At 42.7% G+C, this 23,040-nt stretch carries 25 protein-coding genes; all 25 read right to left on the bottom strand.

Annotated elements, in window-relative coordinates; all coding sequences use genetic code 11:
- Nucleotides 1–7: 7 nt before the first annotated feature.
- The 25 genes from MKY73_RS10450 to MKY73_RS10330 all read right to left on the bottom strand — a co-directional run bounded on the left by MKY73_RS10450 (nt 8) and on the right by MKY73_RS10330 (nt 23,021).
- Nucleotides 8–535: a redoxin family protein gene (locus tag MKY73_RS10450; protein ID WP_339307281.1), complete on the bottom strand. Its 528-nt coding sequence runs from the start codon at nt 533–535 to the stop codon at nt 8–10.
- A gap of 133 nt (nt 536–668) precedes the next feature.
- The gene (locus MKY73_RS10445; RefSeq protein WP_124116190.1) at nt 669–1,418 is read right to left on the bottom strand and encodes a pseudouridine synthase; all 750 of its coding nucleotides are present in this window, start codon (nt 1,416–1,418) and stop codon (nt 669–671) included.
- A 196-nt stretch (nt 1,419–1,614) separates the two neighbouring features.
- Complete coding sequence (locus tag MKY73_RS10440) at nt 1,615–2,433, bottom strand: serine protease (protein WP_339307280.1); 819 nt, start codon at nt 2,431–2,433, stop codon at nt 1,615–1,617.
- 63 nt (nt 2,434–2,496) lie between these two features.
- Entirely contained in the window at nt 2,497–3,030 is a 534-nt protein-coding gene (locus MKY73_RS10435) for a spore maturation protein (protein ID WP_062835224.1), read from the bottom strand.
- Between the two features lie 6 nt (nt 3,031–3,036).
- Entirely contained in the window at nt 3,037–3,663 is a 627-nt protein-coding gene (locus MKY73_RS10430) for a nucleoside recognition domain-containing protein (RefSeq protein ID WP_339235281.1), read from the bottom strand.
- Nucleotides 3,664–3,694: 31 nt separating this feature from the next.
- Nucleotides 3,695–4,882: a D-alanyl-D-alanine carboxypeptidase family protein gene (locus MKY73_RS10425; RefSeq protein ID WP_339307279.1), complete on the bottom strand. Its 1,188-nt coding sequence runs from the start codon at nt 4,880–4,882 to the stop codon at nt 3,695–3,697.
- Nucleotides 4,883–5,043: 161 nt separating this feature from the next.
- Entirely contained in the window at nt 5,044–5,847 is an 804-nt protein-coding gene (locus tag MKY73_RS10420) for a sigma-70 family RNA polymerase sigma factor (protein ID WP_339235284.1), read from the bottom strand.
- A gap of 66 nt (nt 5,848–5,913) precedes the next feature.
- Complete coding sequence (locus MKY73_RS10415; RefSeq protein ID WP_339307278.1) at nt 5,914–6,606, bottom strand: lytic transglycosylase domain-containing protein; 693 nt, start codon at nt 6,604–6,606, stop codon at nt 5,914–5,916.
- Nucleotides 6,607–6,668: 62 nt separating this feature from the next.
- Nucleotides 6,669–6,884, bottom strand: a complete 216-nt coding sequence (locus tag MKY73_RS10410; RefSeq protein WP_339307276.1) for a hypothetical protein — start codon at nt 6,882–6,884, stop codon at nt 6,669–6,671.
- Complete coding sequence (locus MKY73_RS10405) at nt 6,881–7,255, bottom strand: hypothetical protein (protein ID WP_339307275.1); 375 nt, start codon at nt 7,253–7,255, stop codon at nt 6,881–6,883. Before MKY73_RS10405 ends, MKY73_RS10410 begins: the two co-directional genes overlap by 4 nt.
- Nucleotides 7,256–7,334: 79 nt before the next feature.
- Nucleotides 7,335–7,721 carry a hypothetical protein gene (locus MKY73_RS10400; protein ID WP_339307273.1) on the bottom strand — a complete coding sequence of 129 codons (387 nt, stop codon included), beginning with the start codon at nt 7,719–7,721 and terminating at the stop codon, nt 7,335–7,337.
- 136 nt (nt 7,722–7,857) lie between these two features.
- Entirely contained in the window at nt 7,858–8,424 is a 567-nt protein-coding gene (locus tag MKY73_RS10395; protein ID WP_339235296.1) for a sigma-70 family RNA polymerase sigma factor, read from the bottom strand.
- Nucleotides 8,425–9,020: 596 nt separating this feature from the next.
- A complete protein-coding gene (locus MKY73_RS10390) occupies nt 9,021–9,437 on the bottom strand; it encodes a Na-translocating system protein MpsC family protein (protein WP_339307271.1) in 417 nt (138 codons plus the stop codon).
- A gap of 234 nt (nt 9,438–9,671) precedes the next feature.
- On the bottom strand, nt 9,672–9,869 hold the full coding sequence (locus MKY73_RS10385) for a hypothetical protein (protein ID WP_339307269.1): 198 nt from the start codon (nt 9,867–9,869) through the stop codon (nt 9,672–9,674).
- Nucleotides 9,838–10,161 carry a hypothetical protein gene (locus MKY73_RS10380; RefSeq protein WP_339307268.1) on the bottom strand — a complete coding sequence of 108 codons (324 nt, stop codon included), beginning with the start codon at nt 10,159–10,161 and terminating at the stop codon, nt 9,838–9,840. The genes MKY73_RS10385 and MKY73_RS10380 overlap by 32 nt, the downstream gene beginning before the upstream one ends.
- 165 nt (nt 10,162–10,326) lie before the next feature.
- Entirely contained in the window at nt 10,327–11,241 is a 915-nt protein-coding gene (locus tag MKY73_RS10375) for a hypothetical protein (RefSeq protein ID WP_339307267.1), read from the bottom strand.
- Between the two features lie 14 nt (nt 11,242–11,255).
- Nucleotides 11,256–11,651: a hypothetical protein gene (locus MKY73_RS10370; protein WP_339307266.1), complete on the bottom strand. Its 396-nt coding sequence runs from the start codon at nt 11,649–11,651 to the stop codon at nt 11,256–11,258.
- Nucleotides 11,648–12,208: a hypothetical protein gene (locus MKY73_RS10365; protein ID WP_339307264.1), complete on the bottom strand. Its 561-nt coding sequence runs from the start codon at nt 12,206–12,208 to the stop codon at nt 11,648–11,650. Before MKY73_RS10365 ends, MKY73_RS10370 begins: the two co-directional genes overlap by 4 nt.
- A 14-nt stretch (nt 12,209–12,222) precedes the next feature.
- Nucleotides 12,223–13,014 (bottom strand): hypothetical protein, encoded by a 792-nt coding sequence (locus tag MKY73_RS10360; RefSeq protein WP_133385367.1) that lies wholly within the window; start codon nt 13,012–13,014, stop codon nt 12,223–12,225.
- A 16-nt stretch (nt 13,015–13,030) separates the two neighbouring features.
- Complete coding sequence (locus tag MKY73_RS10355; RefSeq protein WP_339307262.1) at nt 13,031–13,984, bottom strand: hypothetical protein; 954 nt, start codon at nt 13,982–13,984, stop codon at nt 13,031–13,033.
- 3 nt (nt 13,985–13,987) lie between these two features.
- Nucleotides 13,988–15,049: a hypothetical protein gene (locus MKY73_RS10350; protein WP_339307260.1), complete on the bottom strand. Its 1,062-nt coding sequence runs from the start codon at nt 15,047–15,049 to the stop codon at nt 13,988–13,990.
- A 12-nt stretch (nt 15,050–15,061) separates the two neighbouring features.
- Nucleotides 15,062–15,391 carry a hypothetical protein gene (locus MKY73_RS10345; RefSeq protein WP_339307258.1) on the bottom strand — a complete coding sequence of 110 codons (330 nt, stop codon included), beginning with the start codon at nt 15,389–15,391 and terminating at the stop codon, nt 15,062–15,064.
- A gap of 22 nt (nt 15,392–15,413) precedes the next feature.
- Nucleotides 15,414–17,180, bottom strand: coding sequence for a hypothetical protein (locus MKY73_RS10340; RefSeq protein WP_339307256.1), 1,767 nt, complete (start codon nt 17,178–17,180; stop codon nt 15,414–15,416).
- A 59-nt stretch (nt 17,181–17,239) separates the two neighbouring features.
- A complete protein-coding gene (locus tag MKY73_RS10335; protein WP_339307254.1) occupies nt 17,240–18,373 on the bottom strand; it encodes a hypothetical protein in 1,134 nt (377 codons plus the stop codon).
- A 16-nt stretch (nt 18,374–18,389) separates the two neighbouring features.
- Complete coding sequence (locus MKY73_RS10330) at nt 18,390–23,021, bottom strand: hypothetical protein (RefSeq protein WP_339307253.1); 4,632 nt, start codon at nt 23,019–23,021, stop codon at nt 18,390–18,392.
- Nucleotides 23,022–23,040 lie beyond the last annotated feature (19 nt).

Raw genomic sequence — 23,040 nt, 5'->3', positions numbered from 1 at the left:
CCTCCTGTCAGGGCTGCTTCGCCAGTTGCGAAATTTGAGCGTCAAGTGTGTCCAAATCAAGTTGCCCGATATGAATGGTAGAGATTTTGCCGGTGTCGGATACAAAAAATGTTGTTGGCATCGGAGAGATCCCGAAATCACGAACCGAGTTTTTCTCACGGTCTAACATGATTGGAAATGTAACCCCAACCTGCCGAACAAAATTATCCACGGTCATCTGGTCTTCTCCAACATTAATTCCGACAAATTGTACTCCCTTGTCCTTCCATTTGTCAGCTTGTGCCTGAAGTGCAGGCATTTCTTTAACACAAGGTTCACACCAGGTGCCCCAGAAATTGATCACCAATGCTTTTCCTTTGTACTCGTCAGACGTATGAACTTGACCATCCAGGCCCAGCAGTTCAAAAGAAGGAGACTTGTCCCCTTCCTTTGGCTTGCCGTTCGAGCCGGATACCGATGTCGTAATCGCATATCCGCCCAACACCAGGATCAATGTCAAAATGACGATTTGCACCGTTCTTCTTGATTTCCCCATGTGCTGCTCCCCTTTTAAGTGACTCTAACACTCGCATATTATTGAACTGGACAACTGTGAACATCCTATGAACAATTATAGCGAATTTCGTCACAAAACTGCGGCGGTTTTATGAAAATTATGTGTCCTCACATTACCTTTTTTTCATTTTTCTGGCTGGTTCTGATTGTGCGAGGGTAATCAGGTTGTTAACTTCTTCTTTGGTCAGATTGCGTGTCAAACCACGTTTCAGGTTTTGTAGCAAAATGCCACCAAACGAAATCCGTTTCAACCGGGTTACCGGATGGTTGATCGCCTCGAACATGCGTCTAACCTGACGGTTACGCCCTTCATAGATCGTAATAGAGATCACCGACTCATTGGCCGCTGTATCCACATCTTTGTACTCCACCTCTGCAGGAGCAGTCATGCCATCATCCAGCATAATGCCTGTCTTTAATTTTTCCAGAGCCGAACCATGCGGCACACCTTTGACCGTTGCGTGATACGTTTTGGGTACGTGATGCTTCGGATGCGTCAACAAATGTGCAAACTCACCATCATTGGTCAGAATCAATAAGCCCTCTGTGTCATAATCCAGACGACCCACAGGGTATACACGTTCCTTGACACCTTTCAGGTAGTCGGATACAATTTTCCGACCTTCCGGGTCAGATGCACTTGTGATCACGCCTTTTGGCTTGTTCAACATCAAGTACACTTTTTTCTCACTGCGGATCGGTTTTCCATTAACCGTAATCATATCCTCTTCGGGGTTCGCTTTCGTACCCAGTTCGGTTACGACCTCCCCGTTAACTTCTACTTTGCCGGACAGGATTAGTTCCTCGCTCTTACGGCGGGATGCAATGCCTGCCTGTGCGATAATTTTTTGTAATCTTTCCATGTTTGTCATGTCACCTCACACTAATGATACCCATCACGCAAGGAAATCACAAGGATAATCCAAGGATTTTGTAAACTGACGACACGAATATCCATTTCAGGCTGACTTCCCCTTTGAGATTCACGTAAAAAAAGCCTACCTTTGCACGATCTGTTCAACACAGATAGCGTAAAGATAAGCCTTTACCTCAAAACAATTAATTGGAAACTTTTCCGGCAACTGCAACCTGTTTTTTGGCAGGCGTAGCGCTGTCCTTAATGAAAGACTGCAATGTTTTGGAAGTAATATAATAGGTGCGTCCACCGTATACAAATGTCATCATACCAATGACCCGGTTGTTCTGGTCCAGAACAGGGCCACCTGAATTACCTTGTGCCATGGATTTCACAATACTGCCGATTCCCTTTTTACCCGGAACATCAGAGGCTTGGGAACTGAACACTCTGCTTTTGGCTATCGTATTGTAGGTTGAAGGAAAATCTTCATCCAGGATGACCAGATCACCAGCAGGATTTTTGGGGAATCCAATCGTATAGACAAGCTGGTTATCCCTTGCGTTTGCAAATGTGACCGGTTGGGCGTCTATTTCCTTGTCCAGCTTCAGCAGCGCCATGTCTGTCACCGGATCTGTCTTCACAATCTTTGCCTTTACAGGCTTACCTAAGGAACCAGGACTCGCAACAGTCAGTGTGCCTTCATCGCCACCAGACAGTTCAGCATAACTCTGAACCACATGGTAATTCGTGAGCACTTCATCCTTCGAGATCAGTATCGAGGTACCAATATCATAATATACCATATCGGGTTCATTCTGCTTGACCAAACGTACATTCACGACTGGGAAAGAATCCGCTGTGACTGCCATTTGTGCACGCAGCTGTTTGTCGAAGTAACCTGTAAAATGTATCGTCTGAACGGCTTGAGCCGCCGCCAGCCCCGTTGAACCAGCGAGCATTGCAATGGCAAGCACACCTGACATTCCAACACGGAGCATTCGTTTCCAACTCTTCTGCATGTCTCACTCTCCTCCGCTATTATTCTAGCATAACTAATATATCGGAAGGAAAGGAGATATCTTTTAACCAAAAACGAGCAAACAAATGGCGAGGGCAGCAATAAAACCAACGACATCAGAAAACAACCCTACTTTGAGTGCATACCGACCGTTCCTTATGCCTACAGCCCCGAAATAGACAGTCAGCACATATAATGTAGTATCTGTACTCCCCTGAATCGTAGATGCCATACGTCCAATCATGGAGTCGGGGCCATGGGTTTTGATCAGATCGGTTGTAAACGCCAGGGAGCCTGTCCCAGTCAAAGGACGCAGTATTCCGAGTGGTAACACTTCGCCTGGAACACCCATCCAGGACACCAATGGAGCCAATAGACTAATTACAAAATCCAGTGCACCCGAGGCACGAAATACGCTGATTGCGACCATCATGCCTACGAGATGCGGGATAATACTGATTGCAGTAGAGAATCCATCCTTGGCCCCATCAACAAAGGATTCGTAAACCGGGACCTTTTTGGTAAACGCATATAATGGAACAAACGCGATAATAACCGGGATGGCCCAGACAGAGATCCAGTTGATGAAGGTTAACAAAGCTACTCATCCTTTCATGCCGGGTTTGCCACTTTTCTGTATACGTGGCGGTTTATGTAAAGCCCTATTCCGATACCAGCGATCGGCGATTATAGCAGCAAGTGTAGCGATAATGGTAGCCATTAATGTTGTTCCCACGATCTCTGTAGCATTGGCGGAATGATAGTTTAATCGGATGGCAATTAGCGTTGTTGGAATAATGGTAATGCTGGCCGTATTCAGAGCCAGTAAGGTGCACATGGCTGGAGAAGCTGTTTGTTTATCCGGATTAAGCTCCTGCAGCTGTTGCATGGCTTTGATTCCCATTGGTGTCGCCGCATTTCCTAGCCCCAGCAGATTGGCACTCATATTGGAGAGAATATAACCCATCGCCGGATGATTTTTGGGCACATCGGGGAACAGGAAGCCCACAATGGGACCGAGCAGCTTAGCAATCCGAGACAGGAGACCGGCATCCTCAGCCATTTTCATCATGCCCATCCAGAACACAAGCACACTGATCAGTCCAAAACACACTGTAACTCCCGTGGCCGCGCCATCAAAAGCGGCTTGCGTGACCACCTCAATATTGCCGTTGATGGCTGCAAAAGCAAATCCGATTAAGATCATTAGCAGCCAAATTAAATTGATCAATGGTTATCCCCTCCCTTCAACGATGGTTCTACTAAGGAGACAACAGGTGACTTAACACGGCACGCCAAGCTGCTGCCCAGGAAGAAACGTCTCCAATTCCCCCCATCGTTGCCTCATCTGTCTTTGGTTCAGGAGGAATAAAACTGCCTTTGCGATATACCGGAATCGAGCCAACAAGTTTTCCGTCAAGTTGCATATCGATGCGTCCTGCCAATCCAAATGTAGGGTCTGTGGATTGTTTATTCCCATCTGTTTCAGATTGGGCGCGATTTTCGTGCAAAATCAACTTTTTAGTCAATGAACTTTTCTCACTCTCAGCAAGTGGATACCAAAATCCCCGACCTGTAACGACATCTGTATTTTGCACAGGCTGTTCTTGCCTCGCAATCTCTACCAATGGGAAGTATTCAAACCCAAAATCAAGCATCCGAGCATGATCGTTCCAATCATTTCCATCGTTCAGCGTTACCGCGGCGAGCTGCTGTCCATTCCGTGTAGCCGAGCTGACCAAACATCTGAAAGCTTTCTTTGTATAGCCGGTTTTCACACCATCTGCACCTTCATACATCCGCAGCATTTTATTTTTGTTGTGCCAGGAGTATTCCCAGCTTTCATTGGGGTTAGGTGCGGATTTGTCCTCCGTGGCCACGATGCGTTTGAACACCGGATTGTGCAACGCGTAGGCAGTTAATCTGGCCAAGTCATTGGCTGTAGAATAATGACCTTCTGCATCCAGTCCATGAGGGTTCATAAAGTGGGAGTGCGTCAGACCGATTTGCTCTGCCTTTTTGTTCATTAATAGCACAAATCCTTCTTCCGAACCCCCCACATGCTCTGCAATCGCAGAAGCCGCGTCATTGCCTGAACGGAGCATTAGCCCGTACAACATGTTCTCGAGTGTCATCTCTTCCCCCAACTTCAGATAGAGAGATGATCCTTCTTTGGCAAAAGCCGTGGGAGACACTTTCACTTTCTCATCCAGCTTGCTGTGTTCGATTGCTACAATCGCTGTCATGATTTTGGTCAAGCTGGCAATTCGCAGTTCCTTATCCCCATCCTTGCTGTATAAGATCCGTCCTGATGTGACATCGATGAGAGCAGCGCTTTGCGCATGTGTGGACGGACCTTGAATTATTGCCTGGGCTTGAGTAACCCCTAAGGAAGATAGCAAGAAGACAGGGATAAGCATGCATGCAAGAACTTTCGTTATTTTTCGCATCAATTCATTCCTCCGGGTCACTTGGAATCTTGTACTATCTTATGTTCGGACAACTTGGAGTATGTCCCATGGGGCAAAAACAGCAAAAATCCCTCACGCTGGATGCGGGAGGGACGTTATGTATGATACGTTATATAAAATAGCAATGGCTGTGATGACGATCACGCCTGATCCGGTTTATTCAGCATTTTTGCCACTTTTCGCATAATTCTGGAGACTCTCATCTGGCTAATATCTTCCATATCCGCGGTCTGAGTTTGATTAAATCCGTCTACACGATGTTTCAGTACTGTCACTTCTTTCTCACTGAGCTTGCGCTTGACCGAATCAATGACCGCATCAACATATAGCTTATCCAGAATACCTTCTTCAATGTTCTCCCCACTATAGATGGTATCCATCAACGTCACGGATTGAGTTTGTTGATCATCAGCACCTACAGGCTCATCCAGGTACTTCACACCTTTACCCACCTGAAGTGCTTTGTTGATCTTATCTTCCTCCTCATCCAACAGCAATGCGATTTCATGTGCTGGTGGCAGGTAGCCCATATCGTGTTCAAGTCGATTAATTCGGTTGATTAATTCCGTAGCTGTGCGAGTTGGACGAATAATGCTTGCACTATCTCTTAGAAAACACCGAATTTCTCTGACGATCGCAGTGACAGCAAACGAACTAAATTTTACGCCACGCCCGGTATCAAATGCCCTAATCGCTTTGATAAATCCAAGACGGCCCAGTTGCAGAATATCATCCTTCTCTACACAATGATTCTTAATAATCATTTCCGGCTTTCCTATATACTTATGAACGGAATGCCAAATCAGGTTCTCATTGACCAGAATACAATCCCCAAGGAAATGTTCATCGAGCTTACAACGTTCAATATTTTCTACGTCATCCATTGTGTAATGCTTCTTATCTACCTGTAAATTCATACTAATATGTTCTGGAAATTTTCCCATGTGGATCTCCCGATGTAAAATTGATAAACGGTATTGTAATATTCAAATTCTATTGTTAACTGATGTTCATAGACCTTTTTTGATTATTTCAAGCATTTTGTAATGGTGTTCCTTCACTTGATTGTAATACCAGGGGCGCGCCTTTCCCTTAGCTACATTGCCTTCTCCCTGATTGTACGCAATGGTTGCTGTACGAAGATTTCCATCGTACTTATCCATGAGATATTTCAAGTATATAATGCTTGTCCTGATATTTGTTTCAGGCTGATGTAGCTCCTGTTGCTTCACTCCAAACGATTTCGCTGTGCTAGGAAGAATCTGAAGTAGACCAATCGCTCCATGGGATGATACACTTTCCTCTACCATTCGGCTCTCTTGCCACATCATTGCCAGAATCCAGACGGAATCGATATCCGTATCCTTCGAATATTGAATTACCCACCTCACATACTTCAGCAGCTTTGCCCGGCTCACTTTTTGCTCATGGTGGAGTTCTATATACTGCTCAAGCATATCCGTCATTTGTAGGTGTGCAGGAGTTACCGATTTAACTAGTTTCTGTTGTTTTTCTTGTTCTTCTTGCTTCATTGGCTTTACTTGCTTTATCTGCTCTTCTTGTGTTACTTCCTTTAATCTCTGAGAGCCAACTATATCTGCGTAAACCCGTTTGAAATTTTCTGATGCCGATAGACTCCCGTATTGCGAAGCCAATACCACAACTGCAATAACAACACCTATTGCTCTTTCTAAAGTGAACAACAGATTCGTCCACCTCCTTACTGAAAGCCTCTATATTATAGAAGAAAAATCTCATGTATAAGTTAGGATTGGTCTTGTTCACTTGGTTGATATACGATAATTGCTGCAAATTCCAACATGCTGCTGAGTGGATCAACGTTGGAGGTAAACTCCAGTCCGGTAACAAATGTGTGTGGTTTGGATAACATCCATGCGTTGATCAGTTCTTCCATACCTGCAGCGCTAGTGGACACAAACGTTTTTACTGCTAAATCCGAGGCGTAGTTCAACACCTTCATTGCTCTTCACCACGTGAGTCTTGTTCTTCTTCCTTTTTCTCTTCAATGAGTTGATTAAACTCCTCTTCGGTCAGTTCATGAATTTCCAATTCGTAAGCACTTGTCAGAATGTACCCCATACCATCCGTTAAATGAACGTTATAAAATGTTTGTGGTTCTTCATGAAAGGTACCTTCTTCATAGTTGAATCCAATAACGGCTTTTTCGTAACCCGCTACACTGCCAGCAAACCATACGTTAGCCTGGGTTGTTGCGCCGGTTGGCGTCTGGACCTCATGCATGTTGGTTGGTGCGTGGATATACTTTCCAATCATGCTTGCTACGATTTCTTCCGTTAATTTATCTTCTTTGGCTTTGATCATACGTGTCATCGAATTATTCCTCCATTAAGTTAAAGTTTAACGAATATGCTTGCCCTTACATTCTCTATACGTGTTATCGGAGCGGCAGTTAAATTGGAGGCGCAGATGAAGTACTTGTTCCGCTGCTTAGGACCAAATACTTCGTCCGCATATGGAGTACAGCTGTATCCAGATCAGTCACTCGTTTGGAGACAAAATCTTCGATAACAGGCTCCAATGGCTTGAAACCCACACCCAAGATTGGTTTTTTATGTATATAAGCATGATGCATGATCACAATATCAGTAGAGCTCAATTGATCCATAGCCAGATTAACCAAGACAGCATCAGCCTGTACGACTACTTTCTCAATAATCAAGGCATACTCCCTGTTGCTTAAATCAGCAGCTGTCGACGAATCATGACTTGCCCAAGCGATATCCGAATACCCCTTCAGATGTTCCATCGTAAATCCTAAAACCACCACACTAAGCATCTTGTTCCGCCTTTCTTTCTGTACTAATCACTCTATACGACTTAAAAGAGCACCCAGTTAAGGGTGCTCTCTCTGTTCTATGTAGGTTACTGAATCTATCTTTCATCTAACTTAGGCTATTAATTGCCACTTATGACTACAATGCTTCGTACTTCTCACGAATCGCTTTCCATAACTGGGATATACGTGCCTTGGATACACCTAGCATTCCTGCAATCTCTACAAATTCATACCCCGAAGTCCGAAGTTTAAAGATTTGCTTCTCACGTTCGTTCAGCCTCATATTTTCCATAATATCTGTTACAAACTCAAAATTCTCATATGCAAACCCAGCATGACCAAGCGCTAATGCAATATCTGAACTTTCCGATTCATCGCCACCACTCTGATCCGTGCACATGATCTGTACAGCGTTAACCACACTGAGATTTTTCTCAGACATGCACTTGCGGTACATGTCCTTGATTTTATTTTCGATAAGATGATCAACAAACGTCGACATTTTCGCTTTTTCTGCATCATACTTGTCCAGGGAATTAACCAATTTGATCATAATCTCCTGGGTTACATCTTCTTTCTCCATCCCTGCAAATGTTTTCCCTCTAAGCTTGTGACGACACTTCTCCTGAGCTTTATTCAGGAACATGTCTATATCCCCAATCTCAAATAAATCATCAAAACCCATAGCAGTTGTAGCAGACATAATACATTTCCCCCATTAACTTTTAATTATTGTCGGTCGTATACTTTCTTCACAATCTAGTTACTATCCAGCGTGATTTTACTATACACACCCGCTATTGCTCCCTAAATCTCACATACCATATGTAGTCTTGTTACAAACAATTGAAACTAATAAGCCTAATTACATACAAACGATCAAAAAATCCCCCTTTGATCCGCCTCCTCATTCCCATCCTATTACATTCAGAATAACAAATACGAACTAATGTTCGCAACATTTATTTATTTCGTTCGCTTATATGCCTTTTACTGACTATATACGAAGTATACGGTGAAAGGTAAAGCAGCATTTTTTACAAACAAAAAGACCAACACAGAGCGCACCACTGGAAAATACCAAAATGGTGGAATGTGTCGGTCTTGGTCTGACATCTATTTCGTCCCAATTACCGAAGATATGGCCTTCAAGTTCTTTAACAAGGTTATAGGCTTCGTCAAGATTATTAATCTATTCAATCGCCATAAGGGTAGTATAAGGAAATATGTAGGATATTGTCAACAACAAAAATTAGTTCCTAAGAACCTGTATAGTATTCAAAATTTAGTTAATAGGACTTAAGGCATGTTTATCTCATCATTTTTCAGCAGCACTTCAACATCCTTGTTCATCTTGAAGACTGTAATCTGTTCTGCAAAATCAGGGCCAAAAAATGTTGTTTCGATGTCTTCGATCTTCAGACCCATGTTGATATAGGAGAAAACGGGGTTGAAATTTTCTCTCATCATATGTGCTAGCTTCATCTTGTATTCGGCGAAAATTTGACTTGAGTGTGATTGCATATGTTTCAGCATGAATGCTTCAGGCTTGGTGAATTTTGCTGTAAATTTTAAGATGATAAAATGATTCATGATAGAGACTCTGGTATCTACCGGCCCGCGTTCAGTAAAATCTTTTCTTATTCTGGATGCCAACTTTGCGAGCTCTCTTTCCAAGTCTTTTATCTCAATGTCCCATCCCTCCTTGCCAATCATCCTGACCCCTTCTACTGCCCCTGAACATATGAATTCAACCTAGTTTAATCAAAACTACTTGTACAAGACAAGTTTCAATGGATGCATTAAATCAAGACACGATCAACTTTTCATGAAAAAGGAATAGACCCCAGAACTAGGCTTGGGGTATATCACTTTATTAACTATATTTTATAATTATTCAAATAAATTAGCAGTTGATGCTGAAAAGCTAACATTTGTTAGCGTAAACGCTTAATTTATCATTTCATTGGTAAGCTCTATTTTTAGCAGGCTAAACGCGACCAGATTCAAAGCGACATTGGCTCCATAGTCTCTTTCGATCAAATCGAATGCTTCTTCGGTTGCTCCAACCAGATCCTCCTTATCCGAAGTCATCTCGGTAGTCACAATTTCCTCATCATTCAGTGCGAAGGTCAGTCTGTACAGCATCTGTATTCCCCTCCTTAGAAGTCAATTCAATGTTTCGTACATCCGTAAGATCAATGATATGAACCACATCGTATGTATCTTCCAGCGTGATCGATTTCCCCTCGTTCTTGTGTTTAGTGAAAAGTCGTCGATATTCTTGCTTAACCTCATCCGCAGTTAACGGGATTTCACGTACGACCTTATCCGAATCTTTCTCTTTCTGTTGTAATCTAGGATTATCTTCTATCCAGTTCACCGTTTTTTTCTTCCCACTTCCCTTGAAATAGAAATGAGCAGTCAGTTCAATATTCATCGTACACTACCTCCCGAAATAATTACGTTCTCATACTACTTTCTCTATACGACTTGATCAGCCAAGTGTTAATGCTAGTCTTCATATGGTGATGTGAAATAAAAATTATTTCGATGTTATTCGTTGTTAAAAGAAAAAAAGGACAGCATATGCTATCCTTCCCTATTAGTATTTCTTAACCGCTATACGATTGCCGAATGAATCATATATATATTGGAAGTTGGTTTGAACAGGTGTTGTTCCCATTCTGGCGATAGACTTCTCTACCAATCTTCCCTCACCATCATACTGATAAATGACATCAACCAAAGTTGGAAGCTGTACGAAGTCCAGACCGTCATATCGATATATCTCACCAATGGAAATGACCAAGAAGGAATCATCCTGAGCGTAACCTTCTGAAGAAGTCGGCAAGGTCAGCACAGGTTCTCTAACCAGCTGCTCGGTGTAATTGTCCGTAACGACTTGTCGAATAACTCTTCCCTGCATATCAAAAGCAAAATATGTAACCACATCTGTATAATCCACCAAGTCGCTGATTGATTCCCACGGATCAATGACATTCAGGCGTTTTCGTTCACCCCACGTCATGCTCACATGTGTTTCGCCATCACTGATCATATCGGCACTATGTGTATCAGGATGTGTGTAATGATTGGCCTCACGCTCGATGTTGGACAATTTTTCACGTTCGTCCAGAGTCATGATAACGTTATGAGTTCCATCTGTTACCATATCAGCACTGTGTGTATCAGGATGGTTATAGATCACCGTTCTGGTTCCATTAAGATTAATGGTTCCATTCTCCGGATGGTTCGAAACTCGATCACCACCCACCTTAACATATTCCCCGCTGCTGTATGTATAGGTCGTTGATTCATTCTGATTGCTTGAGTCTTGGCGTACCAGATATAATCTTCCTGCTTCACCTACGGTGGGCAGTTCTGTTTTGAGTCTGACCGAGACCACGTTTCCTACTGACACCGCGTCCAGTCTGCCATCAAGTGAGGCATATGAATCCCTGGCTTGTTTAACTTCACGTTCTACTTTGGCAGCTTTGCTGAATGAAACAATATCCATGTGGTGGTCCCCTCCTACCTCGTAGTCAAGCCAACGACCTCAATATCGAAGTTGGCCACATCTATACCCAGATTTTTTAACGACAAGTGAAGTGTTGAAGTCCCATCTACGTCCTCATATGGCAAATCGATCATATCATAGATCCCTTCCATAAAATTCCCCGTTGAGTATTGGGCATTGTTGAAATAGAGAACTTCTGGATGTGGACCGGCACTGTTCAACACATGGACTTCCACATTCGTCTCTCTGGACGGAATGACTCTGATCGTTTTGATCATGAATCGAGGATGTTCCATGGGAATATCAATCATTGCCTTCGCCCCACCGCCAACATACTCTACTCTTTGGGCAAACGATACCGGCAATAGCACTTTTCTCATCTCCTCCATCAGTTTCCATGTCCTGTTCAAGAGTCTTCCCTCCTTCTAGGAATATGTGTATCCGGATACCGTCGTGGACGAAGATGATTGCCAGAAGTGTTGCCACTTCCGCTGTAAGACCAATCCCCCCACGTTTTTCCTACTAACCCCGCCTGCTGGGTAGGAATCTTGACCTTAATACACCAATCGAGCCCCGCAAAATTTTGTTTTGCTTTTAGTCCTCTTATGGTTTCTCGAATTAAACCTACTCCACTGGATTGGGTCAAAAATTTATGCTTCAGTATCATATTTTTTTCATTAGGAACTCCCACACTGGTTCGTGGCCCATAAATATACTTATCTGTAACGTATCCAATCAAAAGATCGTTATGGTTGTCCAGTACCCTCCATGTACCCCAGCGATAGATGTCAATTAATTCTGCCGTAGTTGATAACGTTCCTAATGAATAGACCATTTCCTTACCTTCAATGGTTAACGGAACGGCATCCAGATCGTATCCAATGCCATGGAGGACCACTGCCTTACTCTGGGTAAAAATAGAACCGCTCTCGGCGGTCCCTACAACTTTCCCTTGATGTATTGCCATGTCCATTCACCACCTTAATTCATCAGGACAGCAACCGTAGCTCCTGATAAGAAGCTTTGTCCACCAATCGATAGAGAGTATACCTTATATGTTTTGGTGCCCACTTTGATCTCATCTCCATGAGAAACTCCGGCAGAAGGTACCGCATAGATATCAATAAGCTCGCCTCTCGGACCTTCCACACCGTTACACATAATAACCGGAGCAAGATGATAAAGGGACCCCCAGCCTGGATTAACAGGAAGCATGGCAGAGTAGGCATCATATATGTTATTCACCATCTGTTTATCTTTATCGCGCAACGTCCGAATACCGTTATCTCCGTTGTAACTGAGGCCTACACTCAAACTCGAGGAATCTGTCTCTGTCGCATACCTGTTCAGAATTCCAAAGTAACCCAGATTGGATATACCGGTAACCGAGTTCACATCCCCCTGCAAATAAATAATAATACGGTTTGGTTGAACTGAAACTTGGTAATCAATTAATAGATTCGTATCAACGGCACTCGTATGACATAGGAAGTCCTTCTTCACTTCAGCTCGGCCTAATGGAATACTACCATCTGTTGCCATCACATCTTCAGCCACACTCACGGTCAATGTGTTCCCCGTAGTTCCCTTCGTGTTTCCAACCTCTAGTCTGAAAAACAGTTTATCTGAGCCGGTTGTACCCACTGATTTCAGCACGATCACACTCGCTGTCTCGTAAAAAACGGACCAGGGAGAACCCGCAATCGTTTTAAATCCCTGAACAATATTCGCGAATAATTCATTCATCTTCACTTTACCTGTGAAATTAGCCATCCCTCATCGACACCTCCTATATTTGGAAAAGTAACGCTCTTTGCCCGCCACCAAGCAGTCGGGCACCATGGAAGAACTTTGGTCTTGAATACACTGGAACTTGGTTCGAATTGTAGTAATAACGTCCATAGTCTGTATTCGGGTAATCCTGATCTACGACATGAAAGACGTAGTACTTGCCATCATTGCCAAGATCGAGGATCGATCCGTCCGGGTGCTGCGCACTGTTTTTAAATACAATGGAGCGCATACCCTTGAATTCACCCCTGGCCCCTTCAGAAGGATGATAGACCATGAAAGGTGTAACATAATATCTGGAACCCACACCTGGAGAAGGAATCGACTCTGTTCCAAAATTGTACAATGCATACTCCGTTCCATTCCGTGAAGACATAACGACACCTCTCGGTGTATCATATTGATCTGATGTGTTGTTATCTGAAGCGGATAAAGGCATATGTGGGAAAACCCCATAAAATTTATTGGCAATCGCCGGGTCTTCTTGCTCTAGTGGCTGGCATTTGCCTAGAAATATTCGTACTGGGTACGCTCGTTCCGGGTAGTTCAGACTTTCTCCATGGATAAACAGGATATCCTCATTTGTAATTACAGACCACTTATAGTTCACATTGTACTGTCCGTTATGACACAAAAAGGGAGTTTCCAACATGAATTTATCCGTGTCTACTGGCGGATTGACGAATAGATCTGGTGATGCCACATTGTTTCCGAGGTTCTTCAGCCCCCAACGAATGTTAACTCCTCTGGCATGCGCCCATACACACATAGTAAAACGCATGGATGTATTTTTTTTATTGGTCAACAGTGCATTACCCCAGTTGGCATAAGTCGTTTCGGCCGTATGTATGGTATCCCAGTAAGGATCGAGTGCATCTTTCAATGTGTTAACAAGTGTGGAAGTAAATAAGCTTAGCGTACTGGTAAACTCGTGTCTGCGAATCATAGTCACGCCCTACACCTCCTTCTCAATTTCGAACAGCAGCACCCGCTGCCCACCACCTAGGAGTAAGGGGGAATCGAAGAAGTAGGGTTGGCCATTGTAGTAAGCTCCATTGCTTGCATAAAAACCTTGATGTGTTGATGGATGCTGTTGATTCATAACATGAAAAACATAATAGCGTTCGTCTCCAAGATCTAGAATAGAGCCATCGGGATACATACCTGCATCCCTCAGAACGGCTGTTCGAATACCATAAAACTCTCCACGCACACCTTCTGATTCATGCCATACATAGAAGGGCGAAACAAAGTACCTCCCACCCAAACCCGGAGAAGAGACTTGGGAACTTGTTGAAAAGTGATATAAAGCATTTGCAGTGCCGTTTCTTGATGTTCTCACATAGCCTCGCCCTGTACTATACTTTAATTCGTCGTCCGACATGTTCAACCCTAGAGGATAATGTCCGAAAACGCCTACAAAATCGTTAGCTACTAAAGGGTCCTCATTTTCGAAAGGTTTCAATTTTCCGAGATACAATCTTACTGGATACGCTATGTCAGTAGCATTCTGTGGCTCACCTAACATGAAAATATAATGCTGTGAGCTGAATAAGCTCCATTTCCAGTATACATTTGGGGCAGTGCTTCTGTCCGAATAGGCCTCATTGATGCAGGTGTTTAGTGGTATTTCTGACACAGCGCCTACTTCAGTATAAAGATCAGGTTTCACTACTGAGCCATTGTTTCTATATCCAGTTCTAAGTAAATAACTCCGTGTGTAGTCATTAGTATAATAATTAGTATAAAATCTTGAGATGTTCATACTTATTGTAAAAAACAAACTTGGATCATTTTTATTTTTTGCCGTTATCGTGCCTTGGTTTCCTGTAAATCTACTGATACTATTCCAGCTTCTTGGAATCGAGTATTCATTCGTTGTATTGTAATCCCATTCCCAGTTGGTATCTCCATACAACTCTTGGCTCACTGTTTTATAAAGTTCTGAAATAAATGTGGACGAGTAAGAATAAAACTCGTATCTTCGTAGCGCGCTTAGTAGAATGTTCTCAGCCACTCTAATACCTCCTTAAGTCCCGAATCTTAAACTCATGTCACGAAATATATGTTCCTTAATAACAGCAAACAAGATTGTTTTCACCATATCGCTTCTCTCTGTTATGAGATTCTCATGGTAAGACTGCACTTTGTCCCCGGCTTCACCCTCTGACTTCACACCACTAGCAGCCTCTTGAATTTCAGGTAACCCTTTAAGTGAAGGCAGAAACTTATGAGCCACATTATCAAACAGAATATTGCTTTCAAAAGCGAAAATCAGGATTTCAATTTCCTCTGTACTGTATGGCTCTGAGTGATTGCCCACTAATTTATCCATAATGGTATGTAGAGCAAATTTCACATCCTGTACGGTCCTCGTCACGTCAAATCACAACCTTTCTAATTTTTACTTGTTTGATGTTACCGCCGGCATCGTATTCAAACGCCTTTTGAACTCCCTGGCCGTCATAGATCAATGTCTCGGTCTTAACGGTACCATCAGCATTGTAAGTGAACGATGTTTTCTTCAATAGCTGCGGTGTCAATTCTACGGAGAACACTTCTTCTGACTCGATGTCACCATTAGAGAAGTAGTTATACACGACATCGAGCTCAAGCGTACTTCCTTCAAGAAAGACAAGCCTCCTCCGGATGTCCGTGTCATCGAAGGTAGCACCACCTTGAAGTACATAATAATCTGCACCGTTGTTGATTTCGCGCAGTACTTTACCCGTAATGTCACGCTGATACTCAATAGACTTAATCTGTCCGTTACTCTCTGTAACCTCTTGTCGTTCCAAATTTCCATCCGGGCTATAAAAGTGCTCAATAGTACGGTTAATTCCTCCATCAATCTTCTCGGTATGTACTTTTCCATCTGGATAGTAGGTATATTCGGTTACCGAAGTGGTATTAATAATAGACCCACGACCAATGATCGTTACCCGGGCTTCCTTGGGCACATCAAAAGTAAACCGTATAAGCGTATCATTATATTCAATGTAATCGTCTCCTGCATCCATGCGTATTCCGTCCAGAAATACCTCTGCGGAATTCGAACCAATCACATATCTGGGCACTTGAAAATCTCTAGTCGTCGACAACCTGCTGTTAGGAGCAGAAGTGAAATGGAATACGGATTGATGCTCCATGGTGCCTCGACTCTCAGCGAGTTCAAGACGACTCTGCATGTTGTCGAGTCTGTCCTTGAGAGCATCATAGACGACTCCGTTTTTATCTTCTCTTGAGACCACAACCTCTTCAGCAGTTGCTTCTAATTGAGCTTCCATCGCTTCAATCGCCGCATGATGTGAAGCAATTGTTGCGGTTTGCTCACCAACGGTTTTTTCCAGATCATCTACACGAATTCCCAATTCAGACATGTCATTTTCAATAGAACCTTTTGTTAAGAAATATCTGAAATCCAAAGCCGTAAGTGAAGTTGTTGGAGAAACTCCGACATCGAGTCCACCAATAATCACGGCATCCTTGGGCTCTTCTTGATCTGAACTGTAAGAGTACACCCCATTTTCATGAAGAAAAATATAATATGTCTTATTTGCCACAATGTCCGGGATACTAAATGTCTGAGTAAACTGATCCACAATAACCTTGTTGATACTGGCTCGTCCTGCATTAATCGTAACTTGAACACTGTTATTTGCATCTAAATACATGGGGTTGGTAACACTGAGATCCTGAATGGGTTGCTTCGCTACAACTTCAATCGCTTTCTCCAACGTGTCAAATCGATGATCTATGGATGCCTCTGCTCCACGTGCTTCTTTCATTTCCTTCTCAGCCAGGCTCAATCTCTTCTCATGGTCATCCTGACTTTTGGAAAGAGTGTTGACATCTGCTCTTGCCGTCAGAATATCCTGCTGAACATCATCTAATCGTGAGCTGTTTGAAGTAACCTTAGTCTCGACATCGCCTAGTCTCTGCTCATGATCTTTTACTGAATCTCGGCAATCGTGTGCAGACTCTTCTACGAGTGTGATTCGGTCGCCTAGACTAAGTGCAGACCCTCTGGCTTCTTCCAACTCTGCAAGATAGGAATCAATCTCATCATGCGTACGAACCCCAATATCACTCAATTCCTTATGACTCTTGGCGGATGATCGATGAGACTGGTTAATTCTTACTGACATTTGACCACCTCCATTCATGCCTTACATGATCTATACGTAATTACTCCAATACGATTAAGTCATATGTATGTCGAATACATCTGTAGCGAAAATTTGACCTGGGAAGCATACCTGTCTTGAGACTCTTCCCTTTCCATTCGCAGCCAGAATCGATAGGACGCTCCTGGCAAAATGGTAAAAGCGGTGATTGAGTAGCTGAAAGACCCAGGAACGCCTTCAACATCGGGCGCAATCTGCACTTTATCCGTTCCGCTTGTGAGCGCAAAAGTTACATTTTTAAAGTCTCCTGATATCATGGGGTTCTTGGCAAACATTCGAACTTCTTGTGTAGCAGAACCACCTGCCGTTAAATAGCCTAGAAACCGATCCGTGTTGGGATAGAGAAGCACATCGAAATCTTCTCCTGTTTCAGGATTTGACTCTTTGTAATATAAATCTGGTGTAACCTCAAAATACATTAGGTCTCCCTTGTATAACTTAATAGAATCCATGGCCTGAAACCGATTTCCATCCGGAAGCCTGATCCCAAAATTGCCTTCAAACGGATATGGATATGGATCCATGTTAAAATGTACTACCGTTTCTTCAGATCGGCATACCCTGGACTCAAGTACAACACCATTCTGATCGATTAGATCAACCACAGTTCCTTTGGTTAGATTGTCTATGGCAATAGATGTTCCTTTGTTAATTCGAATATACTGAACATACATCGGGTGATCCCCTTCACCCTTCAGATAGAGACCAATTTTAGGAGCTCCCACCAGTTCTACAGAACCAATGATGTTCCAAAACACGCCATCATCCGACCAGTACGCAGTGTAATAGTTGTAATCTCGAATCAAACGTATCCATGGATAGGTCTTTAACAAAGGCGTTGGCAAAGACACATCCAGAAACTCTTCAATCTCCATGTAATTATGTTCGTCTACCAAAACAATAACCCCACCATAACATCCCTCTGTATCGGGATTATAATTGTTCTTCACATCCATGACGAATTGCTTCATATCTGTCAGAGGCTTATAGAACATATACAGTGGATCTTGACCATGTTTGAGTACTAAACTGCCACTACCCGCTTCATAGCGAGTAGCATCATTAGGGAGTATTTCCCATTTGGAATCCAGGTTGGAGCTTGCGAACGCATCCTCATATATCCTGCCTGACTCTTTCAATCTCGCAACACCCATACAGCTCCTCCTTTCTTTACGTGAATAACCAGATGCGTTTACCGATTACACACATCTTAGGCCGTGCTTTCCAAACTTCCAGCAGGCATTTAATAAGTGCTTCAACACACTTGTCTCCCCCACCGCCTTCGCAGTAAGGAATGACATAGACGTCATCACAGATCCAGTTGGTCAGTTCCATCCAGTCCAGATTAGCGTATTCGTAACTACGCGTACCTGCTTCCTGAAGCGAGGTAAACACCCATTTGAATTCATGTTTGCCTTTGGGCACTGGATGTGAAAATGTATAGTATCCACCCTCCTGGGTGAATGTTTTGATTAGTTCATCATCAATGAAGAAATCCAGCTGACAATCAAACGGCTCAGGTACCCATACCCATCTTTCGTAGGCTTTGAAGTCATGCACCCGGAAGGTGGTCAGATATCGTTTTCCTGTCCAGTCACTGATCTGTCCCTTCTGATCTGTTGTAATCTCCACTTTATACTTGCTATAAGGCTTGGGAGCCAGTTCATTCAGTTCGAAGCCACGATAACCGTCTCCATAATACTTTTCATCCCATAACACTTTTCCGTCCTCACGTGTAATTTTTACGCGCATATTACTGTTATCGCAGCCGCCCATCCAAATTGGTTTGTTATTCCAAACTTCGAAATGGGTCACTTCTGCCCAGGATGGATCAACTTTAATAATGTCATCAATATTAAGTTTCCCTCCCCAGATCATGGCGCCATCTCCAGGACAATCTTGTACAAAACGAACTTGAACTTCATACTTCCGCTTCTCATCTGAGGTATTTTCCACTTCAATTGTAACCAATGTGTCATCTTGATTCGTCACATCTCGGGAATGAAGAAATTTCCCTTCTTCGAAGGTTTCAATAACGATTTTCGTCCCAGAACACGCTCTGCTGTTATTTTTGTATAGACGAATAACATCTAGCCAAGCATGACTCCCACCATCTGGTGTTGTAGTGTCTGGTGGATTCGATGGCTCCTTGCCTGGGTGAGGGGAATTGCCTTCAGGGAACATGTTTCCACTTGCATCAATACAGTAGTTAGGCCATCTCTCGGAAAAACTACCTTCACTTAATGTAAATCCACCTGCATCAAGACCTGTCGCGTTCGTTGAGGTTTTATCTTTAATAAGTGTGTAAACCACTTTATATTTGTGCCCGGGTATTAATGAGGGAGGGCTGTTAATGAAATCGCTAACTTTTTGACCATTTTCAACGGATACTTTAATAGGATTAAATTTGTTTTTTTCGTCTGTTAAATCAAACCACTGCACATTCACATAAGTTGATCGATCCACCAAGACTGGATTTAGCAGTTTATTTTGATTCACACCATCAGGATCATCCGTGCGAACCACAAGATCTTTGATGGCTGCATAATAGTAATTACCTTCTTTTCCTCTTTCACGCCCATTATAAGTATCAGTAAGACCTATAATTAATGTATATTTTCCAGGTTTCTCAACTGTAATTGGAATAGAAAACTTTTCTGCTTTTTTCCATTTTGTTTCATCAATACTTTTGCTATTATATCCTTTTTGATCTCCAAAATTATCGTTACAATCAAGAATTGTTACCGCTTGACTTGCTTTATCTTTAGGATAATAAGCAACCCTAAGTCGCCCGGCTTGAATTGAATCTTGTAACAGGTAACACAAATATTTAAATTTAATATCAAATGATTCAACACAATAGAATTCAAAAGTTATCTTCTTGGTATCTGAGCCAAATAAACTATATTCAGGACTTTGAGGGTTGTTTCCAGAAACATCCAAAGAGTAATAGTCCACTGTACCATTTGATTTGTTAATAGTCTCAGCACGATCATATTGAGCACTCTTATTATTTAGTTCTCTTTTCACAAAGACTCTTCTCTTTGTTACTGGATAGACTGTCAACAATTCAGAGAAATTGAAACTTCCAATCTTAGGGGCAGTAAACGTACGAACAATTGTCGAATTTTGCTTAGTAACACCCAATGCGTACGCTTGACCAGAGGATGAGTAAACTTCACCTCTATTGGTTGCATCAAACTTAGCAGCACGTGGCGAATGCCCTCCATATGATTTTTGCGCGTACTGGATGTTATTCGTTTTTGAATCTCCTTTATAACACTTCACTCCATATGGATCTTTCGTTGTATCCCCTTGCTGATCAGTTCCCGTACCTGGTCCAGTGGAATCTCCCCCCCTCCCATCTCCGTTACCTGGTGTATATTTTTTACCGTCACGGTATCTCCATCGGAATTGATGATTCCCCGAAGGTAGAGGATACATACAATTGGTCCCTTCTCTGTCATTCGACTGACTCCCTGTCCATACAGAGATACCATCAATTTGTAGTTCCAATTTTTCTCCCGGATCAAATTGCCCTCCGTATTGCCAACAGATGTAACCAGAATTATCTAAATGAGCTTCAAAATCACATATAAAATCCTGATCATGCCCCTGTGCCCACATAACCCCATCACCGTTTACAATTTTTTTCCACACCCAGTTTCCAGAGAATCTTAATGCTTCATGATACTTGCCTTCCTCATTAAACAATTCTTCAAAAACGTTAAAATCTCTTGTTACCCCTTTGTCTGGATCGTATGACGAGTCCATCGCTGGATAGATACGCATATGCTCTTGAATGCTAAACTTAGCTCCAGGATTTAACTCTGCATTATATCTAATCGTATCACCAGATTTTTCTGTTCTAGCTCCTGCATCTGTTACATCCCATCCACGAGTCACATCAACATACGAGCCTAGATCAGTTACAGTTCGATATGTATTGCCAGTATTGTTCCCGTACGTGAATAATTTTTCTAGTTTATCGATGAAAGGCTGCTCAGTGTAATAATCTCGAATATAGAATTGGATAATATTTAAACCTTCCTCTAGCGGAATTCGTATCTGCTCCCCCTGGCTATGCATCGTTGAATAGTATTCAAGCATGCCATTTACAGTCACCTCGAACGATTCCGTAGCTCGTAATTGATGAGAATAACTAAACAAAAACCAACCCTCATCTTGCAAGTTCACTTCGGTTTGAGCAATCATATCCCCTTCTATAGGTTCATCCAGTCTTAATACATTCCCTGATCTTACCCATGGCGGACTGCCCGACATCTGCCACTGATAACTCCCAATCCCTTGACCATGAAGCGATGGTTCCCAATGATCAATCTCGTACGTTGGACATATAACTTCAACTACACCTCTTAAATCTACAGTCGTCTCAGGACCTGCTATAATTTCGTATTCAATCTTGGCTTGATTAGCTGTTGTTTCTGAATATTCCTCATTGATATTCCACTCTACACCGTGTAAAGATTGAGCATGGCTACCATGCCTGCTTTCTCCATGCTGAGTTCTGGATTCAAAAATGTCATCAAAAAACAATTCATAATCTTTAGTTGGATATGATTCTTTATCTACTCCCATGAAGTAAGCAAAAGAAACTGTACCGTCACATTCATTCTCCAAATCCATTTTCATCGTTTTACTTCGATCTTCATCTGTAATGAACTGAGCTTGAAAATGGGCTTGTGCAATGCTTTTTGAAGACTTTACATACCAATCACTATCACTTCCCTCCCCATCCAGATCAATATCCAAAGGAGCAGGCGGCTTGCGTGTATCAACAATCTCAACGACCTCAACATCCTTGATATAGATACCATTGTTCTGCCATACTTCAGGTCTCATTTTGCGAATTAACCAGTCGAACTTGTACATCTGCCCTGGCTGTAACGTAAATGCAGCTTCCTGCCATCCACTGTTCTCGCTCCATTCACCTCCGACTTGCTGCCCATTAATATAGAACAGCATGCCATTACCTCGCTTGGCATTAGCCAGGTACTTGAACCTGATCTGTCCATAACGCTTCACACGCCAGTTAAATGTAATTTTGGATGAGTTGCCAATCTCCAGAAGCCCTAAATCTAGTTTTAAGATCATCTCGGAGCCAGCTTGTTCATTTCGACCTACGGAGTGAACAGCTACCCATTCCTGATCCTCCGTTGAGGATACATATCTGAAGAAATCAGGGAATTTATTCGAGAATGGGACGTCTTTTTTCATTGAAAAGAGTGGAATCTCATATACAGTTGCATCAAAATGATTGAAGTAATTTCCACTAAAATGATGGTAGTAGGGTGCCAGACAGATCGGCAATGACACACCATGATGACTACCGCCAGGCTTCTGAGCATTTTCAAGTATCTTGTGAATACAATCTTTAATCATCTGCAGTACTCGCTGATATTGTGTTTTATCTGGAGGCTGCTGTTGTTCTACCCACCATTCAATCCTGCGATACATATTCCACAGTGCTTCACGGCAACGTACACTTGCATACCATGACTTATCCTTCAGGTACTGCTCAATGATCTGATCAATACTGTTTTCCAGTGCATCCAATTGAACCGTCTGCCATCGTCCGATCTGACCGTACCCTGGATCACCCAGAATAGGATTATTTTCTTCGCCATGCCGGTCCGTTTCACTCCTCGGTGCATTGGGACTCTGCGGTAAATACGCAGGGTTATTGGGGTTGCTGTAACTCTCGTCCGCAATCTTCGCTCTCATATTCGCGAACAATACACCTTTTTGTGATTTGGAGAACAAACCAAATGTATGACCCATACCAATCACCTCCCAATCT

Origin of the sequence: Paenibacillus sp. FSL R5-0519, assembly GCF_037974275.1 — a bacterium.
Lineage (GTDB): Bacteria > Bacillota > Bacilli > Paenibacillales > Paenibacillaceae > Paenibacillus.
This window is presented reverse-complemented; position numbering and strand designations above follow the sequence as displayed.